The organism is Veillonella atypica KON, assembly GCF_002959915.1.
GTDB lineage: Bacteria > Bacillota > Negativicutes > Veillonellales > Veillonellaceae > Veillonella > Veillonella atypica.
This window is the reverse complement of the sequence record NZ_PPDE01000009.1, coordinates 141,706-161,541: the sequence shown is the minus strand read 5'-3', so window position 1 is coordinate 161,541 and position 19,836 is coordinate 141,706. Positions and strand designations below refer to the sequence as shown.

15 protein-coding genes are annotated in these 19,836 nt (G+C 39.6%); 14 read left to right on the top strand and 1 reads right to left on the bottom strand.

Annotated features, from left to right (window positions below; genetic code table 11):
- Positions 1 to 18: 18 nt before the first annotated feature.
- Positions 19 to 975, bottom strand: a complete 957-nt coding sequence (locus tag VAHSUH02_RS08425; RefSeq protein WP_005384723.1) for a DUF1858 domain-containing protein — start codon at positions 973 to 975, stop codon at positions 19 to 21.
- Between the two features lie 407 nt (positions 976 to 1,382).
- Here VAHSUH02_RS08425 and VAHSUH02_RS08420 point away from each other — a divergent pair, with 407 nt between their 5' ends.
- From VAHSUH02_RS08420 to VAHSUH02_RS09730, 14 genes are all read left to right on the top strand, one after another.
- Positions 1,383 to 1,589 (top strand): DUF1659 domain-containing protein, encoded by a 207-nt coding sequence (locus tag VAHSUH02_RS08420; protein WP_005375915.1) that lies wholly within the window; start codon positions 1,383 to 1,385, stop codon positions 1,587 to 1,589.
- A gap of 124 nt (positions 1,590 to 1,713) precedes the next feature.
- A complete protein-coding gene (locus tag VAHSUH02_RS08415; protein WP_005384721.1) occupies positions 1,714 to 1,935 on the top strand; it encodes a DUF2922 domain-containing protein in 222 nt (73 codons plus the stop codon).
- Between the two features lie 199 nt (positions 1,936 to 2,134).
- Positions 2,135 to 3,379, top strand: a complete 1,245-nt coding sequence (gene sfsA / locus VAHSUH02_RS08410) for a DNA/RNA nuclease SfsA (RefSeq protein WP_005384720.1) — start codon at positions 2,135 to 2,137, stop codon at positions 3,377 to 3,379.
- Positions 3,380 to 3,790: 411 nt separating this feature from the next.
- Positions 3,791 to 3,949: a hypothetical protein gene (locus VAHSUH02_RS09830; protein WP_255308921.1), complete on the top strand. Its 159-nt coding sequence runs from the start codon at positions 3,791 to 3,793 to the stop codon at positions 3,947 to 3,949.
- 17 nt (positions 3,950 to 3,966) lie between these two features.
- Positions 3,967 to 4,830 (top strand): HigA family addiction module antitoxin, encoded by an 864-nt coding sequence (locus tag VAHSUH02_RS08400; RefSeq protein WP_005384718.1) that lies wholly within the window; start codon positions 3,967 to 3,969, stop codon positions 4,828 to 4,830.
- A 52-nt stretch (positions 4,831 to 4,882) separates the two neighbouring features.
- Positions 4,883 to 5,887: a virulence RhuM family protein gene (locus VAHSUH02_RS08395; RefSeq protein ID WP_005384717.1), complete on the top strand. Its 1,005-nt coding sequence runs from the start codon at positions 4,883 to 4,885 to the stop codon at positions 5,885 to 5,887.
- Between the two features lie 467 nt (positions 5,888 to 6,354).
- Positions 6,355 to 8,820 carry a DNA gyrase subunit A gene (gyrA, locus tag VAHSUH02_RS08390; RefSeq protein WP_005379377.1) on the top strand — a complete coding sequence of 822 codons (2,466 nt, stop codon included), beginning with the start codon at positions 6,355 to 6,357 and terminating at the stop codon, positions 8,818 to 8,820.
- Positions 8,821 to 9,046: 226 nt separating this feature from the next.
- Positions 9,047 to 9,418 (top strand): hypothetical protein, encoded by a 372-nt coding sequence (locus VAHSUH02_RS08385; protein ID WP_038149083.1) that lies wholly within the window; start codon positions 9,047 to 9,049, stop codon positions 9,416 to 9,418.
- A gap of 489 nt (positions 9,419 to 9,907) precedes the next feature.
- Entirely contained in the window at positions 9,908 to 10,984 is a 1,077-nt protein-coding gene (locus VAHSUH02_RS08380) for a Fic family protein (protein ID WP_005384715.1), read from the top strand.
- Between the two features lie 46 nt (positions 10,985 to 11,030).
- Positions 11,031 to 11,423, top strand: a complete 393-nt coding sequence (locus VAHSUH02_RS08375; RefSeq protein ID WP_005375898.1) for a hypothetical protein — start codon at positions 11,031 to 11,033, stop codon at positions 11,421 to 11,423.
- Positions 11,424 to 11,691: 268 nt separating this feature from the next.
- On the top strand, positions 11,692 to 13,113 hold the full coding sequence (locus VAHSUH02_RS08370; RefSeq protein WP_005384714.1) for an ATP-binding protein: 1,422 nt from the start codon (positions 11,692 to 11,694) through the stop codon (positions 13,111 to 13,113).
- Between the two features lie 146 nt (positions 13,114 to 13,259).
- Positions 13,260 to 14,690: a [FeFe] hydrogenase, group A gene (locus tag VAHSUH02_RS08365; protein ID WP_038149082.1), complete on the top strand. Its 1,431-nt coding sequence runs from the start codon at positions 13,260 to 13,262 to the stop codon at positions 14,688 to 14,690.
- A gap of 529 nt (positions 14,691 to 15,219) precedes the next feature.
- Complete coding sequence (locus VAHSUH02_RS08360; RefSeq protein WP_038149081.1) at positions 15,220 to 16,698, top strand: PD-(D/E)XK nuclease family protein; 1,479 nt, start codon at positions 15,220 to 15,222, stop codon at positions 16,696 to 16,698.
- A gap of 295 nt (positions 16,699 to 16,993) precedes the next feature.
- Positions 16,994 to 19,651: a phospholipase D-like domain-containing protein gene (locus VAHSUH02_RS09730; RefSeq protein WP_172460856.1), complete on the top strand. Its 2,658-nt coding sequence runs from the start codon at positions 16,994 to 16,996 to the stop codon at positions 19,649 to 19,651.
- The last annotated feature ends 185 nt before the right edge of the window (positions 19,652 to 19,836 follow it).

Genomic DNA, 19,836 nt, shown 5'->3' with positions numbered 1-19,836 from the left:
GAAACTCCTTTATATTAATTATGCACCTTTGCGGGCAGTTTCTAGTTTGTTAAGTAAATCGTACACGTTGACGCCGTGGATTTCAGCGGCTTGCCATAGTGGTTCCATCGTAGAGGATGGACAACCGAGGCAACCCATGCCGATGCTTTGCAGTACAGGTACTGTATTTGGATAGATGTCCACGATATCGCGGATGATTGTATCCGGTGTAATTGGTTGACCTGGTTCAAGGCGTGGCGTCTCAACCTCTGGATCATTGCCGTGACCTGGCAAGTTAACAATAGGTTCTGCTGCTTTTACTTCTGTAGGAGCCCCTTCAAGGTCGCCTAGTACAGCTTCTTTGAAAGCATCTAAGCCGATGCGATCGATGAATTCACCCATTCGTTCGATTTGTGCATTTGCTTTGTAATATTCGATGATGCGGTCCACAAGTGCAAGGGCTTCTTTTTCTGTTGTTACCTCTGCAATGAGGTCGCCAATGCGTGGATGCGCACCACCGCTGCCGCCAGCGTAGACGCTCCAGCCCTCAACAGAACCGATAACGCCAACGTCCTTCATGCGGCTTTCAGTACAAGAATTAATGCAGCCGGACACGCCGATCTTCATCTTGCTAGGCATTTCTTGGGACAAATATTTGCGTTCCAATTGCATGCCAAGATGCACGCTATCTTGTTTAGCCCGTTTACAGAACGTTGTGCCTGGGCAAATCTTGACGCTGCGCACGCGGTTGGACACCATGTACGCCGGCTCCATGCCGAGCATTTCCCACGCTGCGTCTACGTCCTCAGCTTTCAAATTCGTAATCATAATGCGTTGGCTGCCGGTTAGTTTAAGAACAGCGCCAAATTTGTTCGCCACATCAATATATTTTTGCAATTGATCTGGTTGAATAAAACCTGCTGGAATGCGCGGTGTAATAGCATAACGGCGTTGGCCGTTTTTAATTCGTTGTAAATTTCCTGCGATTTGAGCCATTGTAATCCCCTCTAAATTGTAATGAACTACTTATATTCTATCATATATTTTCACTGTGAAAGTCTCTATTAGCACATGCTAGAGATGATGCGTTTCGACGATGATGTACGTCCAAACGATACATGTTCTGGAGAGCTAGTAAGAGATTGTTATGAAATGATTGTTATCATCATTTCAAATTACATATACTAGTATAATTCATTTTACAATAAAATAATGTGTCCCAAGCTACAAAAAAGCAAAAATTTTTGACCCTGTTTCACGTGAAACTAAATACAAAAGTACGGCCCTAAACCTTGATTTGGGGTCGTTTTTTCATGGGGAAAAATATTATTCCTCTTTTTGAAACAAATTTGCTTGTCACGAGCCTCCTTTTGGAATGTATATAGGTGAAAGGAGGTGATCAGATGGCTGAACTAAAACGCACAAAGTTAGTGTTACGTTTTAATATCGGTACGGAAGAAAAACCGAAGTACAAAGACGTCACTTTCACACGCGTCGCTGAAGAAGCTACTGATGATGCGGTCAAAATCGTCGGTACCGCATTGGCTGGTCTCTATGAGAACACCATTGCTGACGTAATACGCGTCAACGAAGTATCCCTTGGTCATTAATGTGCTTTCACTCGTAATAGTTAGCACATAATGGCTGCGTGAAGGTTCGTAGTAATCCAAACCCTGTGGACCTATCGCGATCATTCCCATCCTTATGTATATGAATTAGAAAGGAGTGCCCAACATGGCTGATAAACGTGTGGTATATCTTAAATTTGCTACAGTCGATGGTAAAAGCGCATCGATCACAATTAGTGGACCTCGCACTGGCCTTACTTTGGAGCAAGCTAAAACGGCAGCTAATGCGCTAGTAGCGAACAAGGTAATCTTAGGCTTTGGCGACGCTCCATTGGCAAGCTTTACCTCTGCCAGTGAAGTATCTACGCAAAGTAAAGATTTGCAATAAAACAACATATCGCTAATGCATAGATAATTCTATCCCATCTGTGCTTAGCACAACTATCGCTGTTATGCGATGAATATCTTATCTCTGGTCATATGATAGCCTCGGAACCTGTCATATGACGCCTCCCAGCGGGCCGCTCTTCGGAGTGGCCCGTTTTGTTGTATAATGAACCTAGAATTATCTTGATGTAGGAGGAACGATGAAGGTTCTATACGATACAATTTTGAAAGCAACTTATACAGGTCGTCCCAATCGTTTTGTGGTGACCTTGGATCTTAATGGTGAAATCGTACTTGCTCATTTACCAAATCCAGGTCGTATGTGGGAATTGTTATTTACAGGTGTTACGATGTACATCGTGCCTCATGATAAGCCTGATGCGAAGACGAAGTATCGCGTTGTAGGCATTGAACGTGATGGCGTTGTTATCATGCTCGATACGAATTATAGCAATGATGTAGCAGAGCATTTGATTGAAAACAAACTCATTCCTGGTTGGGAACAATGGCGTGTTGTACGTCGCGAATATACGGTAAAACTACATGGGGCGACATCACGCTTTGATTTACTCCTCACTAACGACGATGGTGAAGAATTCCTGTTAGAGGTTAAGTCCTGCACCTTGTTCTCCAAGACCGGTGCCATGTTCCCCGATGCCATTACAGAACGGGGACGCAAGCATTTATTGCACTTACGGGAACTTCAGGATGAAGGATATCATACGGGCGTGCTATTCCTTGTACAATGGGACCAAGCTAAATGGTTCTTGCCAGACTACCACACGGATCTAGAATTCGCTATGACCTTTAAAGAAGTGGCCCCATTCCTCGACTGGAAAGCCGTTGCTGTGGCGTGGGATGAAACTTTCACCATGCCTACCGTGACGCGCGCCTGTACCTATCCGAGCTATGTTCTCGACAGCGAAGCGCACGATAGCGGCGTATACATCATGGTGATGCACCTTGACCATGAGCTAGATCTCGAAATCGGATCTAAGGGCATGATGCATTTTAATGCAGGTTATTACATGTATGTCGGCTCCGCCAAGACGAACCTTACGAAACGCATTGAGCGCCATAAGAGAAAACGCAAGAAAATGCATTGGCACCTCGATTACTTCCGCGGCCATTGCGAAATGATTGCCGGCGTGCCTATTCGTACGAGCGGACTACCCCTTGAAAGCTGGAGCCTTACTCACGAACCATACCCATCCATGCCGAGCATGCCAGACCCTGATGATGTAGACGTGAGCGTCGAATGTGCTTTAGCTGATGCGGTACGTGCCATTTCCGAGTGGGACGTGCCAAAATTTGGCTGCTCCGACTGTGATTGCACGAGCCATTTGTTTGGTATGACTGAAAATCCAATACATAATAAGGCCTTTATGGATGTGGTAGAAGAATTTAGGATGAATCAACTGGATTCCATAATTGTTGAGAATTAATAAAGTAGCATATCATCAGTAGTTATTTCCAAAATGGAAATAACTACTGATGATATGCTGATAAAAGGACGTGTAAATCAATTTGATTTGCACGTCCTTTATATGTATTGAATTTGTATAATTTATTATTCTATATTTTAATTTACCTATTAGGTAAATTTCCATTTACAATTTGTTACAAAGGAGTATAATAGAATTAACCTAATAGGTAAATTATTATAGATGGCCATTTATATTGTATCTAGTCTCGTTAGATAGAGAGTCGGTGAGGTATTGAAGATACGATATAAGAATAATAAAATACGCAAGGTATGTACGGACATTAATGTAGCACAGAAAAAATATAATCTTAGAATGGCAGTGAAAATAAATGAACGTTTAGATCAACTTACTTATGCTGAATCAATTGAAATGTTAATTTGTTTACGATTAGGAAGATGTCATCCTTTATACGGTGCTAGATTAGGTCAATATGCAATGGATTTAATCCATCCATATCGTTTAATTTTTACTCAGTATGGTGATACTGTAGATATTGTAGAGATTCAAGAAATCGTGGATTATCATTAATTAGGAGCACGAATGATATGAAAATTTATAGGAGTAAGACCTTTATAGCGATTCCACCAGGCATGACTATTAAAGAAGTTTTAGAAAATAGACATATGACTCAAAAAGAGTTGGCTTCTCGTATGGATATGAGTGAGAAACATATTAGTAAATTGATTAATGGTGAAGTACCTCTAACACAGGATGTAGCGTTACGTCTAGAACGTGTATTTGGCGTAGATGCAAGTTTCTGGAATGGCTTAGAAGCTGGATATAGAGAGAAAATACTAAAGGTAGAGTATGAAAATTCTATTGATGAGGAAATAAATTTTGCCAAGCCTTTTGGGTATGCTAAATTGGCTCGGTTGGGCATTGTACCAGAAACTAAAAAGAAAGCGGAACAAGTTAATAATTTACAAAAGTTTTTTGAGGTAGCATCTTTGAAAACTGTGGCTGATGAAATGGTTATGCCTTTGGTATATGAGAATATAAAGGATATGGATAAAGCAAAACAGAGTGCTATTTATACATTGGTACAAATTACAAAAGGTGAATCTCGATTTGTGGAGGTAAATCCTTATGATTGTGAATTACTTAAAGCCTTTATTCCTCAAATAAAAGAACTTTCACAAGAATCTTTGACTGTGGCTAAAGAGCCACTTAAAGATATGCTAGCGGCATCTGGTGTTATTATTGTATATTTGCCTATCATTGATGATATAACATCCACATGTATTACGTATTCTAAAGGGAACTCCATTGTATTGGGAATACCAGCAGATGATAATAAGGATTTTTGGCGCTTATTAGATGAAGCTTTAAAAGGTTTGGTAGAGCGAGATCATCCTCATACGAGTCGTAAATATCGAAATAATGATCCTGTGACTGTAGTGAATTATTAAAAGGGAGCATAGGATATAACTAAGGCTAAGTATAATTGTCGGAGGGAATTATATGAAATCTTTAGAAAATGCGATTACCGGAAATGTTATTGTATATCAAGCAGAGAATGAGTCTGTTTCCACCAATGTGTTATATAAAGATGAAACATTCTGGATGACTCAAAAGGATATGTCGAAATTATTTGATGTTAATCCACAAGCTATATCAAAGCATTTAAGCAATATTTATGCTGAAGGAGAGTTAGAAAAAATTGGAACTTGTTCCAAAATGGAACAAGTTCAAATAGAAGGCTTACGTACTGTAAAGAGGCTTACGGATTTTTATAATCTCGATGCCATCATTGCGGTAGGGTATCGTGTAAACAGTAAAAAAGCAACTCAATTCCGTATATGGGCTACGGGCGTATTGCGTGAATATATTATAAAGGGTTTTGCCCTTGATGATGATATGCTAAAAAATGGACGCGCATTTGGCCAAGATTATTTTAAAGAGTTGCTACGAAGAGTCCGTTCAATTCGTGCTAGTGAACGTCGTATATATCAACAAGTGACAGATATATTTGCAGCGTGTGCAATCGATTATGATGCACAATCACCTATAACTAGAGATTTTTTTGGAACGATACAGAATAAGTTTCATTATGCTATAACTGGTCAAACTGCTGCAGAAATCATTCATAGTCATGCGGATGCTACAAAGAATCATATGGGATTGACTACTTGGGAATCTGGACCGGAAGGACGGATTTATAAAAAGGATGTAATTGTAGCAAAAAATTATTTATCCATTGAAGAGATTGAACAATTAGAGCGAACTATATCTTCGTTTTTTGATTATATAGAGCGTATTATCGAACGACGTGAAACATTTACTATGAAAGCCTTTATTGAAAGTGTTGATAAGTTTTTAGACTTTAATGAGTATCATATCCTAACAAACAAGGGTAATATTTCTATGACACAGGCTCAAAAGAAAGCTGTTAGTGAATATAAAGTGTTTAATACGCATCAGAAGGTAATTTCTGATTTTGATAAGTTTGTAAAAGAACATAGTTAAATTGTATCCAGATAATGGCTGAAATCTTGGGTAAGTGAAATTTTGAATTCTGATTATCCATATGTATCTCCTCTCTGTACATTCTATTTATAAAATTCCATAGAATATAGAATAATGAATAAAAACAAAATTATTGTAACAAGGATAGATATATTTTTAAATAGGTAATTACTATTGTGCAGGTATTCAATTCATAGTCGGATATTAGATTTATATTCATAATTGTGTTTAGGGATTATAATCCATAAACGGATAAAAATATTGGTGAATTGGGATTGTAATCCTTAAACTCGTTAAAATTGTGCGGAATTGGGATTATAATCCCTAAATATATGGGGGAGAGATAAAATTTGTAAGTGTTAGAGTATGCTTTCACTAAAAATCCTGATAACAATAGCGCTAAACCCACAAAAATGCTATAATAATATGATGAATTGTAATCAGTGTTAGTAAAATGAGGTGAGATTGTGGCAGACCAACAATGGTCCCATGGGAATATTCATCCCGTTCAGATTGATAAAGAAATGAAGAACGCCTATATCGATTATGCGATGTCCGTAATCGTAATGCGTGCTCTTCCTGATGTGCGTGATGGCTTGAAACCAGTACATCGTCGTATTTTGTACGCGATGCACGAAACAGGCATGACGCCTAATAAACCGTACAAGAAATCCGCTCGTATCGTCGGTGACGTACTCGGTAAATATCATCCACATGGTGATAGCTCCGTTTACGACGCAACGGTTCGTTTAGCGCAAGATTTCAATACGCGCTACCTCTTGGTAGACGGCCACGGCAACTTTGGTTCCATCGACGGCGATAGTGCCGCTGCGATGCGTTATACCGAAGTACGTATGGCGAAAATTACGCAAGAAATGCTCGCTGATATCGACAAGGAAACTGTTGATTTCATGCCGAACTATGATGAAAGCTTGCAAGAACCAACAGTATTGCCAGCGAAGATCCCAAATCTTCTCATCAATGGTTCTAGCGGTATCGCCGTAGGGATGGCGACCAATATTCCGCCGCACAACCTTAATGAGGTTTGTAATGGCCTTGAAATGCTCATCGATAATCCAGATGTAACTGTGGACGAATTGATGACGCAAATCAAAGGGCCAGACTTCCCAACAGGGGCGCTCATTTTGGGCCGGGAAGGCATTAAAAAAGCGTACTCCACAGGTCGTGGCAGCGTAAAAATGCGCGCTCGTGCAACCATTGAAGAAATGGCGAAGGGCAAGCATAAAATCGTAGTGACTGAGATTCCATACCAAGTTAACAAGGCTCGCGTCATCGAGACGATTGCGAACTTGAGCCGTGACAAGGTTATTGATGGTATCACAGCACTTCGCGACGAATCTGACCGTCAAGGTATGCGCATCGTTATAGAATTGCGCGCTGACGTGCAACCAGATATCGTTCTTAACAAATTATATAAACACACTCAACTTCAAGAATCTTTCGGCGTGATTATGTTGGCCCTCGTAGACGGTCATCCTCGCGTATTGAATTTGAAAGAAGTATTGGGTTACTACTTAGATCATCGCCTCGATGTCATCGTACGCCGCACTCAATTCGAGCTTAACAAAGCTGAAGCGCGTGCTCACATCTTGGAAGGCTTGTTGATTGCCCTCGACCACATCGATGAAGTTATCGCTACAATCCGCAGTTCTCAAACTGATGAAATCGCACGTAACGCATTGATGCAAAAATTCGGGCTTTCAGAAAAACAAGCAGTAGCCATCCTCGACATGCGTTTACGCCGTTTAACAGGCTTGGAACGCGAAAAAATCGAAGAAGAATACAAGGAATTGTTGGCATTGATCGAAGATTTGAAAGCTATCTTGGCTAGCGAAGCGCGTCAACGTCAAATCATCAAAGACGAACTGGAAGATATGAAGAAGAAATACGGCGATCCTCGTCGCAGTGAAATCACAATCGACACGTCCGACCTTGATGTAGAAGACCTCATCGCTGACGAAGAAATGGTAATTACCTTGACGAAACAAGGTTATATCAAACGGATGAACGCGAACGTATATCGCAACCAACATAAAGGTGGCGCTGGCGTTATTGGCATGAAGACGAAGGAAGACGATTATGTAACACAAATTATGCATGTTCGCACACATAATACATTGTTGTTCTTTACGTCTACTGGCCGTACATACCGCCTCAAAGCGTACGAAGTGCCAGAAGCAGGTTCCCGTAACTCTCGTGGTACCGCTATGGTCAACGTATTGCCACTCGCTGTGGGTGAATCCGTTACGACTATGATCGACCTTGAACGCATCCATGAAAATGTAAACTTATTCATGGTTACTGAATTCGGTGTTGTAAAACGTACGGCTATCGAAGAATACCGCAACATCCGTCGTTCTGGCCTCAATGCGATTAACCTTGACGATGGGGACCGCTTGATTTCTGTAATCGTAACCACAGGCAACCAAGATATCCTAATCGGTACGAAACTTGGCATGGCTATCCGTTGCAACGAAGAGGACGTTCGTCTCATGAAACGCGCGGCTCATGGTGTGCGCGGTATCAAATTGAAAACAGGCGACGTTGTTGTAGGCGCTGGTGTTCTTGAGTCTGATGAAAGTGAAGCACAAGTGTTCACTATTTCCGAAGAAGGCTATGGTAAACGCAACGAAGCGGATGCGTACAATGTACAAAAACGCGGCGGCATCGGTACAAAGAACTTCCGCATTAACGATAAAACTGGCGATGTAGTAGCCGTTGAAGTCGTTCACAATGATGACGAAGTGATGCTCATTTCCGAACAAGGTAAAATCATTCGCTTTAACATGAATGACATTGCTGTGAAAAAAGGCAAAGCCATTTCTGGTGTGAAAACACAAAATCTCGACGAAGGTGATAAGGTAGCAAGCATTGCTGTCATTCCTGCATCTGAAATCGAAAGCGAAGACTAATATCGTATATGTCATATAGATTTATTTGTATTCTATATGCAAAGTAACGAAAATATACTATATCTAACATAGATATGCACAATTGGCGATCACCTAAGTGGTCGCCACTCGTGTTATACAGGACGAGCAGTTGCTTTATCTATTAGGCCCTGACGTTCTGTAGAGACCAAACCACAATCATGCCCATATATAGTTGAATGAATAAAGGATTGAATAGGAGAGAATGATGAAAAAATGGTTAGCTGCCATTATGGCAGCAGGATGTATATTTTTCGGTGGCTTTGACGTAGCCAATGCCGCTGATTGGTACTACGTTGATGCGGATACAGACGATTCCGCATGGTTTATCGATAACTCGTCTGTGTTTAAAACAGATTCTATGGCTCGTATTTTGGTGAAAGCCAACAATGTAGAAGGTTATACCTATATCTACACCGTTGAAATCAACCGCCCAGATAGCACTTGGACAGAAGTGAACGCCACTGTGTATAGCCAATCTGGTGTACCGTTGTTGAGTAGCAATGAAAAACAAAAACCTGTGAAAATTGAGAAAGATACAATAGGATCAGAAGTAATGCAGGCCCTTTGGGGAAAATAAAATTTAATTGAATTTGTATGCTTATGTTTCTGAATATTAGCATTCGTATATAGTGTGATAGGAATGGCAGGGATCGAAAACCTCCACCGGCCGGGTCTGACTCCGGCCTGCGGTCTTCGCAGGGCCAAAGTCGGTTTTCGATTCCCTACCATTCCTTTTCTATATTATGAATACAAAATCAGAAACATAAGCATTTTTTATTCCTTAGAATTTTATTTTTCCCAAAGGGCCGGAGAAGGGAGAAAAAGCCTCCACCGGCCGGGTCTGACTCCGGCCTATGGCCTCCGCAGGGCCAAAGTCGTTTTTTCGGCCCCATCAATCCCATTTTGCATCTATCATTTATACAAATTCAGAGAATTGAGTTCTTTTTATCTACAAAATTATTTTCTACAAAGGGCCGGGGAAGGAAGATATATTTTTATTTATTTATCGCCTAAATTGTATTAAAATTAGGGGAGAAATATTCGTATAGGGGAAAGGTGGTGTGGTATGCGTAGTTTTGATTATCGGTGGCTCGAGGATTGTCTGTGGGATGGTGAGGTTGTGTCGTTGATGTCTCAGATTCATGAGTATAAGGGGCGGCAAGATTTGTTTGTGTCGCAGCGGCCTAGTAGTGTGGCGCGGCTTGTGGAGATTGCGAAGGTGCAGAGTGTGGAGTCGTCGAACCGGATTGAAGGGATTGTGACGACGAAGGCTCGTATTCGTTCGTTGGTGGCGGATAAGACGATGCCCCGTAATCGGGATGAGGAAGAGATTATGGGGTATCGCGATGTGTTGAATACGGTGCATGAAAATTACGAGTATATCGATTTGACAAGGCACATTGTACTGCAGTTACATCGTGATTTGTATGCGTATTCCCACAAGGGGATTGGTGGACAATATAAAAATGTACAGAATTTGATAATTGAACGGCTTGCAGATGGTTCTGAGAGGGAACGCTTTAGGCCATTGTCACCATATGAAACGCCGGCTGCTATAGATGACTTTTGCCATAGTATTAATGCGGTTCTTCAAGATAAATCGGTGAATCCATTGCTTGTGATTCCTGTATTTATACACGATTTTTTGTGTATTCATCCTTTCAATGACGGCAATGGGCGTATGAGCCGATTGCTGACGACGTTGCTCTTGTATCAAAATGGGTACATGATAGGTAAGTTCATTAGTTTAGAGCAAAAAATCGAGCGTACAAAGGACAGTTATTATGCGGCGTTAGCTCAATCCGGCGCAGGTTGGCACACAGGCGATGAAGATATAGTCCCTTTTGTCAAATATATGCTTCGCGTTATTTTGGCGGCCTATCGTGATTTTGAAAGCCGTATTGAATTGCTGACTACGTCGTTATCTGCAAAGGATCGTATAAAAATCATAATTAGTGCCACTATTGGTAAGATTACGAAATCTGGAATCCTTGAGAAACAACCAGATATAGCTGTATCTACTGTTGAAAAAGCATTGAAAGAACTTGTAGAAGAGGGCTTTATTGAGCGACATGGTGTAGGACGAAGTACATTTTACGTAAAAGTATCGCAAAAAATTAGCTTTCACGCAAAATACATTTAATATATGGTATAATAAATTAAATTTGATTTTATAAGAGGTGAAATATATGAAAAAATTACTAGGTACATGTTTAGCTGCTGCTGCAATTTGCGCATGCGGTTTTGGTTCTGCTAGTGCTGTTAACTGGCAAGTATTTGGTCAAGATAGTGCTGGTATTACTTGGTCTATCGATCAAGATAGCGTTCAAAAAAGCGATAAAACTGCAACTGTTATGATCAAAGCTCAAGATTCTGAAGGTTACCACTTCATCGCAACTGAAGAATTCAACCACAAAAAGAAAACTGTAAAAGACCAAAAGGTTGTATTGTATAACCCACAAGGTTACGCAGAACGTGAAGATAAAGTTGATGGCAAAGATCGTCCAGTTGTTGCTGGTTCTCCATCCGAAGCAGTTTATAACTTCTTATGGCCTCAACAAGCAAAACAAGGTAAAAAATAATATACACCTTATACGACAAAGCAGCTCGAAAGAGCTGCTTTTTTGTGTTTATATGCAGAGTATGAGTTTGAGTTATAGGACAAAACGTGTGGGTGAAAACCCTTATAACACTAGATAATCACTGGTATGATGAGGGCTGTATCTTGTTTTTGCAATTTAGTATAACGTAATATAGTATATCGTAATATACTATATCGTGTTATACTAAAGAAGATATAGATAGGATATTTGTTGCATAGCGTAATTTAGATTAACGAGGAGGTGCGATATGGTATTTGTAGGCCGTGAACATGAATTAGCTTCTCTGGAGGCGCAATATAATTCAAAACATTTTGAATTGGCTATTGTGTATGGACGCCGTCGTGTGGGTAAGACGTATTTGTTGCACCACTTTTTGGCGTCTCATGATGGCGCGTATATGGTGGGCCTCGAATCTGGTGCGAGTAACAATTTAGAGGTGCTTTCACAAGCTGTATATCGTGCAACGGGGATGATTGAAACCGGTAAATTACAGTCCACATTACCGAATTTTCCAACGATCACGGCGGCGTTGACCCATTTATTTGAGTATAGCTTAGACCATCGTTGTATATTTATTATCGACGAATATCCGTACTTGGCGGAATCGATTCCGTCCGTTTCGTCTGAGCTGCAGGCCTTGATTGATGCATATAAAAATCGGTCTCAGTTAATGCTCATCTTGTGCGGTTCGTCCATGAGTTTTATGGAAAATCAGGTGCTAGGCCATAAGAGCTCTTTGTATGGTCGCCGCACGGCGCAGTATAAAATTAAACCGTTTACGTATATCGAGGCCCGTCAAATGGTACCCCATCTTTCCTATGAGGATAGTGCTATCGCCTTTGGTCTTACCGGTGGTGTGGCTGAATATTTATCATATTTTAGGGATGGTGATTCTCTTGATGAAAGTATTATCACCTTGTTTTTCACGCCTACAGGACGTCTTGTAGATGAGCCATCGAGTCTATTAAAGCAGGAATTACGGGAGCCGCGCCAGTATAATGCAATCCTCAGTGCTATCGCCAAGGGAGCCAGCCGTAATAACGAAATTGCTACTAAGGTAGATATGACGACGGGGGCATTGAATAATTATCTAAAAAGCCTTATTGATTTACAGATCATCGAAAAAATACATCCTGTTGAATCTAAGTCTAATAAAAGTATTTATACCATTAAAGATTCTATGTATACCTTTTGGTATCGTTTTGTAGAACCGAACCAAGGGGCCATTGAAAACTTTAATGGCAAACTTGTATACCATCAATACGTTAAACCTATGCTTTCACATTTCATGGGACTCGTATTTGAAACGATGGCAGCACAATATGTACAGGCGCGCATTCACCGAGGTTCAGTTCCGTTCTTGCCACAACAAATAGGTCATTGGTGGGGCACGGATAGTGCAACGAAAAAGCAAGTTGAAATCGATGTAGTGGCCATGGCGGACATACAAGCAGATCCCAATGCACGGCCTGTACATCATCTATTAGTGGGCGAGTGCAAATGGAAAAATGAACCAGTTGGCCAAGATGTGCTGATATCACTTATGGAAAAGGCCCGTGTATTGCACGGTGAACCATACTATTGGCTATTTAGCAAACGAGGGTTTGGATTTGTCTCAGACGATGAACGGGTAGAGCTCATCGATGTACCGATGATGTATGAACTTTAAAGTTTCCTGTTTATGAAGTCCAATAATCTTTCAATTCCTACTAGCCTAGTACGTTGATTGATGGCCTCCTTATTTGTTATGCTAGTAATATAGGAGAAATTAAAACTTTCACAATAGGTATGATTATACAGAACGAGGAGGTCCTCATGTCCCAATTTGAATTTATCGACAAACGCGTGCCAATCGCGCTCGACAACCCGTCCATTTACCACGATATTTCGAAGTGTAAGAATTGCACCTTGTGCCGTCGCGCTTGCGCCGATGTGATGAGTGTGCTCGATTATTACGATCTTGAATCAACCGGTGATGTGCCAATGTGCATCCACTGTGGTCAATGTGCGGCTGCCTGTCCATTCGATTCCATGCATGCTAGATCTGAGCTTGATAAGGTGAAAGCGGCTATTGCTGACCCTGACAAGATTGTTGTTATCCAAACGGCTCCGGCTGTGCGCGTGGCTATCGGCGAAGGCTTTGGCTACGAACCAGGCACATTCTTAGAAGGAAAAATGGTTAGCGCCCTTCGTAAATTGGGTGCTGATTATGTGGTTGATACGAACTTTGGTGCGGATTTGACTATTATGGAAGAAGCATCTGAGCTTGTAGATCGCCTAAAGAATGGCGGTACTATCCCTCAATTCACATCCTGTTGCCCTGCATGGGTGCGCTTTGCGGAAATCTATTTCCCTGAACTCATTCCAAACTTGTCCAGTACCCGTTCTTGCATCGCTATGGAAGCGGCCATGATCAAGACGTACTTTGCTGAGAAAAAGGGCATTAATCCTGCAAATATCGTGTCTGTCAGCGTTAACCCTTGTACGGCGAAGAAAGCAGAAACTAAGCGTGTTGAGGAAAATGCGGCGGCTCGTTATTACGATGATGAAAGCCTCGGCATGGATACGGATATTTCCATTACCACACGTGAATTTATTCGCTGGCTCAATGACGAAGGTGTTGATTTTGGCAGCTTAGAAGACTCTAAGTTCGATGATTTAATCGGTATGGAAACTGGTGCGTCCATCATCTTCGGTAATACGGGCGGCGTTATGGAAGCAGCTATGCGTACAGCATACAAGCTCATCACTGACAAGGAACCACCTCCATATGCGTTGACTCACCTCGAAGACGTTCGCGGCATGAATGGTGTAAAAGAAGCGACTGTACAACTCGGTGACGACGTAACATTGTCCGTTGCTGTTGTACACGGTGGCAAAAATACCCGTGATTTCCTCAACGCTTTGAAAGAAAATGGCAAACACTATGACTTTATCGAAGTTATGGCATGCCCAGGTGGTTGTATCGGTGGCGGTGGTCAACCACGCACTAAATTACCACAAGCCGTAAAAACAAAAGAAGCCCGCATTGGCGGACTTTACAAAGCTGATGAAGAATACAAATACGTGGCATCCTATGAAAACCCAGAAATCCAAGACCTATACAAAAACTTCTTGGGTGAACCATTAGGACATAAAGCACACGAACTACTTCATACACACTATACAGACCGTAGTGCACAACTAGGGGACCGCAAAGACGTGGTGCCTGAAACATGCCCTACATCACCTAAGTATAAAGGGTAATTAGAGTATAAGCCCCCATGGCATCCTAAAACCTCCACCGCCTTATCGGCTGGCGTAGCCAGCCTGGCAAAGTCGGTTTTAGAACACCATGGGGGCTTTCTCTATGTACGTTTGTGGTTTAGGTGATGTTAGGGCATTGTTTTTTTAGAGAGAATACACCGGACGGGTCTGACTCCGGCCTACGGCCTCCGCAGGGCCAAAGTCGGTTTTGGAACAGATGGGGGCTTTCTCTATGTACGTTTGTGGTTTAGGTGATGTAGTGGCATTGTTTCTGGAGGAGAGAAAAGCCGACACGCTACTGCGCTTACGCGGAGCCCGAAGTCGTTTTGAGGAGCCGATAGGGTCTTTCTCTATGTACGTTTGTGGTTTAGGTGATGTTAGGGCATAATTTTGCATTTATATGGTACGGAATTTACACGTTTGTGATTGTATACTTGTCTTAAGGATGGTATTGTTATTATAAATTGATCGAGTTTTATGTACCGGGTTTGGTTAGGGTAGTTGTTTGTATTATTAGGGGATGCGGAATATGTTTGACGAACGGATCGTGGAGAATAATATTTTTAGTTTTGCGACGAATGAGTTGTCGCAGGATGCCTTTATTTGTTGGTGTTTGAATTGGATTAATATGCCTGTTCGCGACGATAATGCAAGTGGGCGGCAGTTTGGGTCTCAATTTTTATCTCGTTTGTTGAACGGGGCTTATGATGTATCTAAAGTTAATCGGGTATATATTTTTAGGCAGTTGCTTAATATTGATGTACTTGTATTGGTTCCAGAATTACAGGCGGCTTTAATTATTGAAGACAAAACATCATCACAAGAGCATGGCAATCAGATTAATCGGTATAAATGCTTGCTTTCAAAAACATTTAAATCAAATCAATACAATGGATTAGATATATATCAACATCTTTCAGATAATAAAAAGGAACAACAGCAAAAACGTGATGGGACTGCTTGCTGGGGCGCGGTGAATAGTATTCGATGGGCATTACGAGATGAACCGGGAGAATTTGATTTGTCAAAGTATACGATTCATACGGCGTATTTGAAGACGGATTGGTTCAATGATGATGACTGGAATACGGTTCGAGAACTGGAGAAGGATCCAAAGGTTAATACCTATGTGGATGGGCCAGAGTTCTTATCCTTGTTACTGTCTTGTCGTGAGTGGAATAATCCAATTTTAATGAGCTTTGTGGATTATTTGAGCTCTAAAATTAGGGCTACTATAGAGCATAGCTGTTTTTGGGAATACTATAAGGATATTGATGAGCATATTCGTTTTTATATCCAAGATACTGCAATTGCCCAACGGAGATTTTTGCAGACTGTATTTAATCAGCCAAATCATGAAACACTATTTATGACCGACTTGAAACAACACGTTGAGAATATTGACGATTCGTATGTATATGGTCGTATAGATGATGCGTCTCATACTCATACGATTCAGCATGGTAGCAGCTTTGGTACCCCTTGGTCTTTGATGCATTTTTGGCCACGTTCTCTAGACCGAACTGTTGATGCCGATTATTGGGGCTTTCAAAATACAAATGAGGACAATTTAACCGTTAAACCATATATGTTTTGGCGTATTGATAAAATTAAAGAAGGCCCAGTTTTGAGTTTACGTTACTATACGTGGTGGGAAAAGGGCGCCGGTGATAATGGTGAAAGCAATACCTGCTCATATAAAACTCGTGTGTATAACTATATTAAAGAGCATATATTATCATTAGAGAAGATTTCTGCCAAATTGGAGGCTATTAATAAGCTATATTGTTGTACAGCTGATAAGGGAGATATATGCTCTGAAGGTAATTTATATAAGCAATATGAAAACACTCTATTACAATTTAAATTGCATAAGATATTAATTGATTGGAATGATGCGGATAAGCGTGCACAATTTATATCCTTAATACGTGAATTGAATGAAGAATTAACGAAGGCGATGGAAAAGGTGGAATGGGAACGTGTGCGTAAAGGGGAATTGAAATAGAAGAAGGCTCTACTTTAGAAAATCTAAGGTAGAGCTTTTAATGTAGATTAAACTACAATAATTATACTTGAAGTTTTTCATATCTTTATTGACTGGTAATAATATGCATAATATAATTTATTCATGAAATATTCATCTATTGTTGCTTTATGATAATTTTAGTGGAACTATTAATTTATATCTATAGATTTATAGTTAGAGAAATTGAAATGTAATCTATAAATACTCTATTCATAGTTATTTATTATACATGTTATATAATTTGTTAAATACAACATAACTTGGGGGATGAGATATGTTTAAAACGTTAAAAGATATAGCGGGTGCAACTATTGATGCTTATAAAGCTAAAAAAGAAGAGAATAGAGTCAAAGGAATACAAAAAGAGAATGAACGACTAGCAGAGATTGCAGATTTAGAATTACAGTTAGAGCCTAATAAATATAGGGTTGAACAAGCTATTGGGCGACATTTAAAAAGTAAAGAGGAGACCCTTGATAGATTTGATTCTATTGTGGAAAAAGCTTTAGATTCTAAGGCAGAATATAATCAGTTAAAAATTGAATTTGAAAGTATAAAAGCAGCTTATGAGAGATATTGTATTGATATAGAGAAGATTAAAAGAGAATTAAGTCGTTTTTATACTCACATTAATGAATCAAAAGTTCAGTTGGTTAAAGAGATTGAAATATATGATACATTACAAACGTATTATGCTACTAATGGACAGATGTTTGGATATTCTAATAGTGATAATTACTCTTATGTTGGGAATGATATTAGTAACTTATCTGGTGTAGGTAGCATGATAGGTTCTATTGTAAAAGGCATTGCAGGTGGCATTGGAGGCGCTATAGGTGCAGTTGGGCTAGCAACAAGCATTGGCACGGCAGGAACGGGAGCTGCAATTAGTGGATTAAGTGGTGCGGCTGCTACTAATGCAACATTAGCTTGGTTAGGTGGCGGTACAATAGCTTCCGGTGGATTTGGGATAGCTGGTGGTATGGCTGTTCTTGGTGGTATAGCAGCACTACCTGTAATTGCTGGTTTAGGTTATGGATATAACAAGCTTTGTAAAGAAAAAATTAAAGAGCTTAGCGTGGGAATTCCACGAGCGAAATTACAGTTTGTGGAGCTTCTTGATCATCATGATTATCTTTGTGCAGTTAAAGATGTATTAATTGAATATCTAGAATTATTACATCATGCTCATGCTATTTTAAATAACTATAATAGTGTAGTGCTTAACCTTAACGGTGAACCACAAGATATTGATTTTTGTAGAAAATTAGAGGCATTTATTATTGGTGTAGCCAATATATCTATTGAATTGCCTAGCCAAGATGAAGTTAAGCTTACTCGAGAAATTATCAACGAGTTAGAATATAAACGACATGATATTCAGTTGACTCTTGATAAATTGAGAGTGGAGCTTTCTATTCCTACATATAGAGAACAAGAAATTAAGATTCAATTAATCGAAGGCAGTAAAGTTATTGATAAGATTATTGATATATTTAAAACGGCTAAAGAATCTATTTATATTAGTAATCCTTGGGGAATCAATTTTGAGGGATCTATTGGAGGTGCAAAAGATGCAGCTATTAATAGAGGTATTATAGTAAAGATTATAGATGGTATTCCTGATGGTAAAGGTTCATTTATAAAAGAAGCCGCTATTCTTAAAGATGAGTCCTATTTTATTAAGGCTCAATTTGATATTTTATCTGATGATGAAGGTAGTTCTCGTTCTGAAACTGCATTAGAGGTTGATGAAGATTATAGTCGTGCATTATATCTGAAAATTTTCAATCAAGACAATTTAGTATATACATTACGTCAAGCAAATAGTGTTTTAGAGAAAAAAGCAGCGGAGTACGAAGCACAAGTACAATCATTAGCACAATCGATTGAGAACATTCAAAAAGAAGCTAGTGTCACAGAACTAAAGTTAATAGAAGCCAAACAACAACTTTTAGGAGCAGAGAAGAACGCTAAGTCTTTTGAAAGAAAATTAAAGCAAAGTCAGGAAAAATCCTATAAACTACAATCTGAATACGATGTTATTCAATCTAAATTAGAGGATGCGACTATTACTGCGGCTACACGAAAATCTTATGAGCAGAAAATTAATGAATTAGACTCAATGTTAGCTGAAGCTCATAAGCAGAGTACGGTTATGAAAAATGATTTAAAGAAAGCAGAATCGGCATTAAAAGAAATTGTTTACGAAAAAGAGCGCTTAGAAAAGGATTTTACAGATTTATCTGAAGAAAAGAAACGTGTTCATCGTCGTTTAGAAAAGGCACGCAATGATAAATTAGAATTAGAAAAAGAACAATTAAAAATAAAGAAGGAGAATGAAACATATCTAAAAAATGTAGAGAATCTCCAATATGAAAATAAAGAACTTCGAGCACAGATGAATGAATATTTTGAAGAAAATAAACAGTTTAAACATTTACTAGATAATGAAAGTAAAATTCTTGAAAATGCTGCCATCAGACATGCATTTGAGAGTGCTTTACAAACCTCTACGAAGGAAATTGATATATTTGCAGCCTGGATTAATAATCATGTCGTAGACGAGCGTATGTTGGAAACTTTTGAATCTTTATTAGATAAAGGTGTTACAATTAAGATTCGTTATGGTATAGGTGATGAATCTAATCCAGATAATGATAAACGAACATATTGGACGAAGAAAAATGCGAAGAAGATGAAAAAGAGATTCGAAAAGTATGGAAAGCTTTTTCGAATGAAATGGGATAACTCTCATGCTAAACTTTTTATATGTGACGATCAGTTTTATGTTATTTCTAGTTTTAATATTTTATCCTTTGATGGACAATATGAAGATGGAAAAGAGGTCAGTACACGTCGAGAATTAGGTGAATGGTCTAAAAATCTATCTAATCTTCAAGCATATCGTAAGATGTATTTTGATTTTTAATATTGATATAATATCTAGATTAATAAAACCTGAGTGAATTAAACTAATTCACTCAGGTTTTTCATCTATAAATCTCTATGATACGATGCTTATTGTATCGTATGTTTGTTTGATATATAATTAACATAAGATAGTTAGGCGAGGTTGGGCCTCTCTTCGTCATTGAAGGGAGGGGTAAGCCTATG

Coding starts and splice junctions, on each gene's coding strand:
- sfsA (WP_005384720.1), top strand. CDS start 2,135: ATGAAGGTTCTATACGATACAATTTTGAAAGCAACTTATACAGGTCGT.
- VAHSUH02_RS09730 (WP_172460856.1), top strand. CDS start 16,994: ATGTTTAAAACGTTAAAAGATATAGCGGGTGCAACTATTGATGCTTAT.
- VAHSUH02_RS08425 (WP_005384723.1), bottom strand. CDS start 975: ATGGCTCAAATCGCAGGAAATTTACAACGAATTAAAAACGGCCAACGC.
- VAHSUH02_RS08380 (WP_005384715.1), top strand. CDS start 9,908: ATGCGTAGTTTTGATTATCGGTGGCTCGAGGATTGTCTGTGGGATGGT.
- VAHSUH02_RS08400 (WP_005384718.1), top strand. CDS start 3,967: ATGAAAATTTATAGGAGTAAGACCTTTATAGCGATTCCACCAGGCATG.
- VAHSUH02_RS08365 (WP_038149082.1), top strand. CDS start 13,260: ATGTCCCAATTTGAATTTATCGACAAACGCGTGCCAATCGCGCTCGAC.
- VAHSUH02_RS08360 (WP_038149081.1), top strand. CDS start 15,220: ATGTTTGACGAACGGATCGTGGAGAATAATATTTTTAGTTTTGCGACG.
- VAHSUH02_RS08370 (WP_005384714.1), top strand. CDS start 11,692: ATGGTATTTGTAGGCCGTGAACATGAATTAGCTTCTCTGGAGGCGCAA.
- VAHSUH02_RS08395 (WP_005384717.1), top strand. CDS start 4,883: ATGAAATCTTTAGAAAATGCGATTACCGGAAATGTTATTGTATATCAA.
- VAHSUH02_RS08415 (WP_005384721.1), top strand. CDS start 1,714: ATGGCTGATAAACGTGTGGTATATCTTAAATTTGCTACAGTCGATGGT.
- VAHSUH02_RS08420 (WP_005375915.1), top strand. CDS start 1,383: ATGGCTGAACTAAAACGCACAAAGTTAGTGTTACGTTTTAATATCGGT.
- VAHSUH02_RS09830 (WP_255308921.1), top strand. CDS start 3,791: ATGTTAATTTGTTTACGATTAGGAAGATGTCATCCTTTATACGGTGCT.
- VAHSUH02_RS08385 (WP_038149083.1), top strand. CDS start 9,047: ATGAAAAAATGGTTAGCTGCCATTATGGCAGCAGGATGTATATTTTTC.
- VAHSUH02_RS08375 (WP_005375898.1), top strand. CDS start 11,031: ATGAAAAAATTACTAGGTACATGTTTAGCTGCTGCTGCAATTTGCGCA.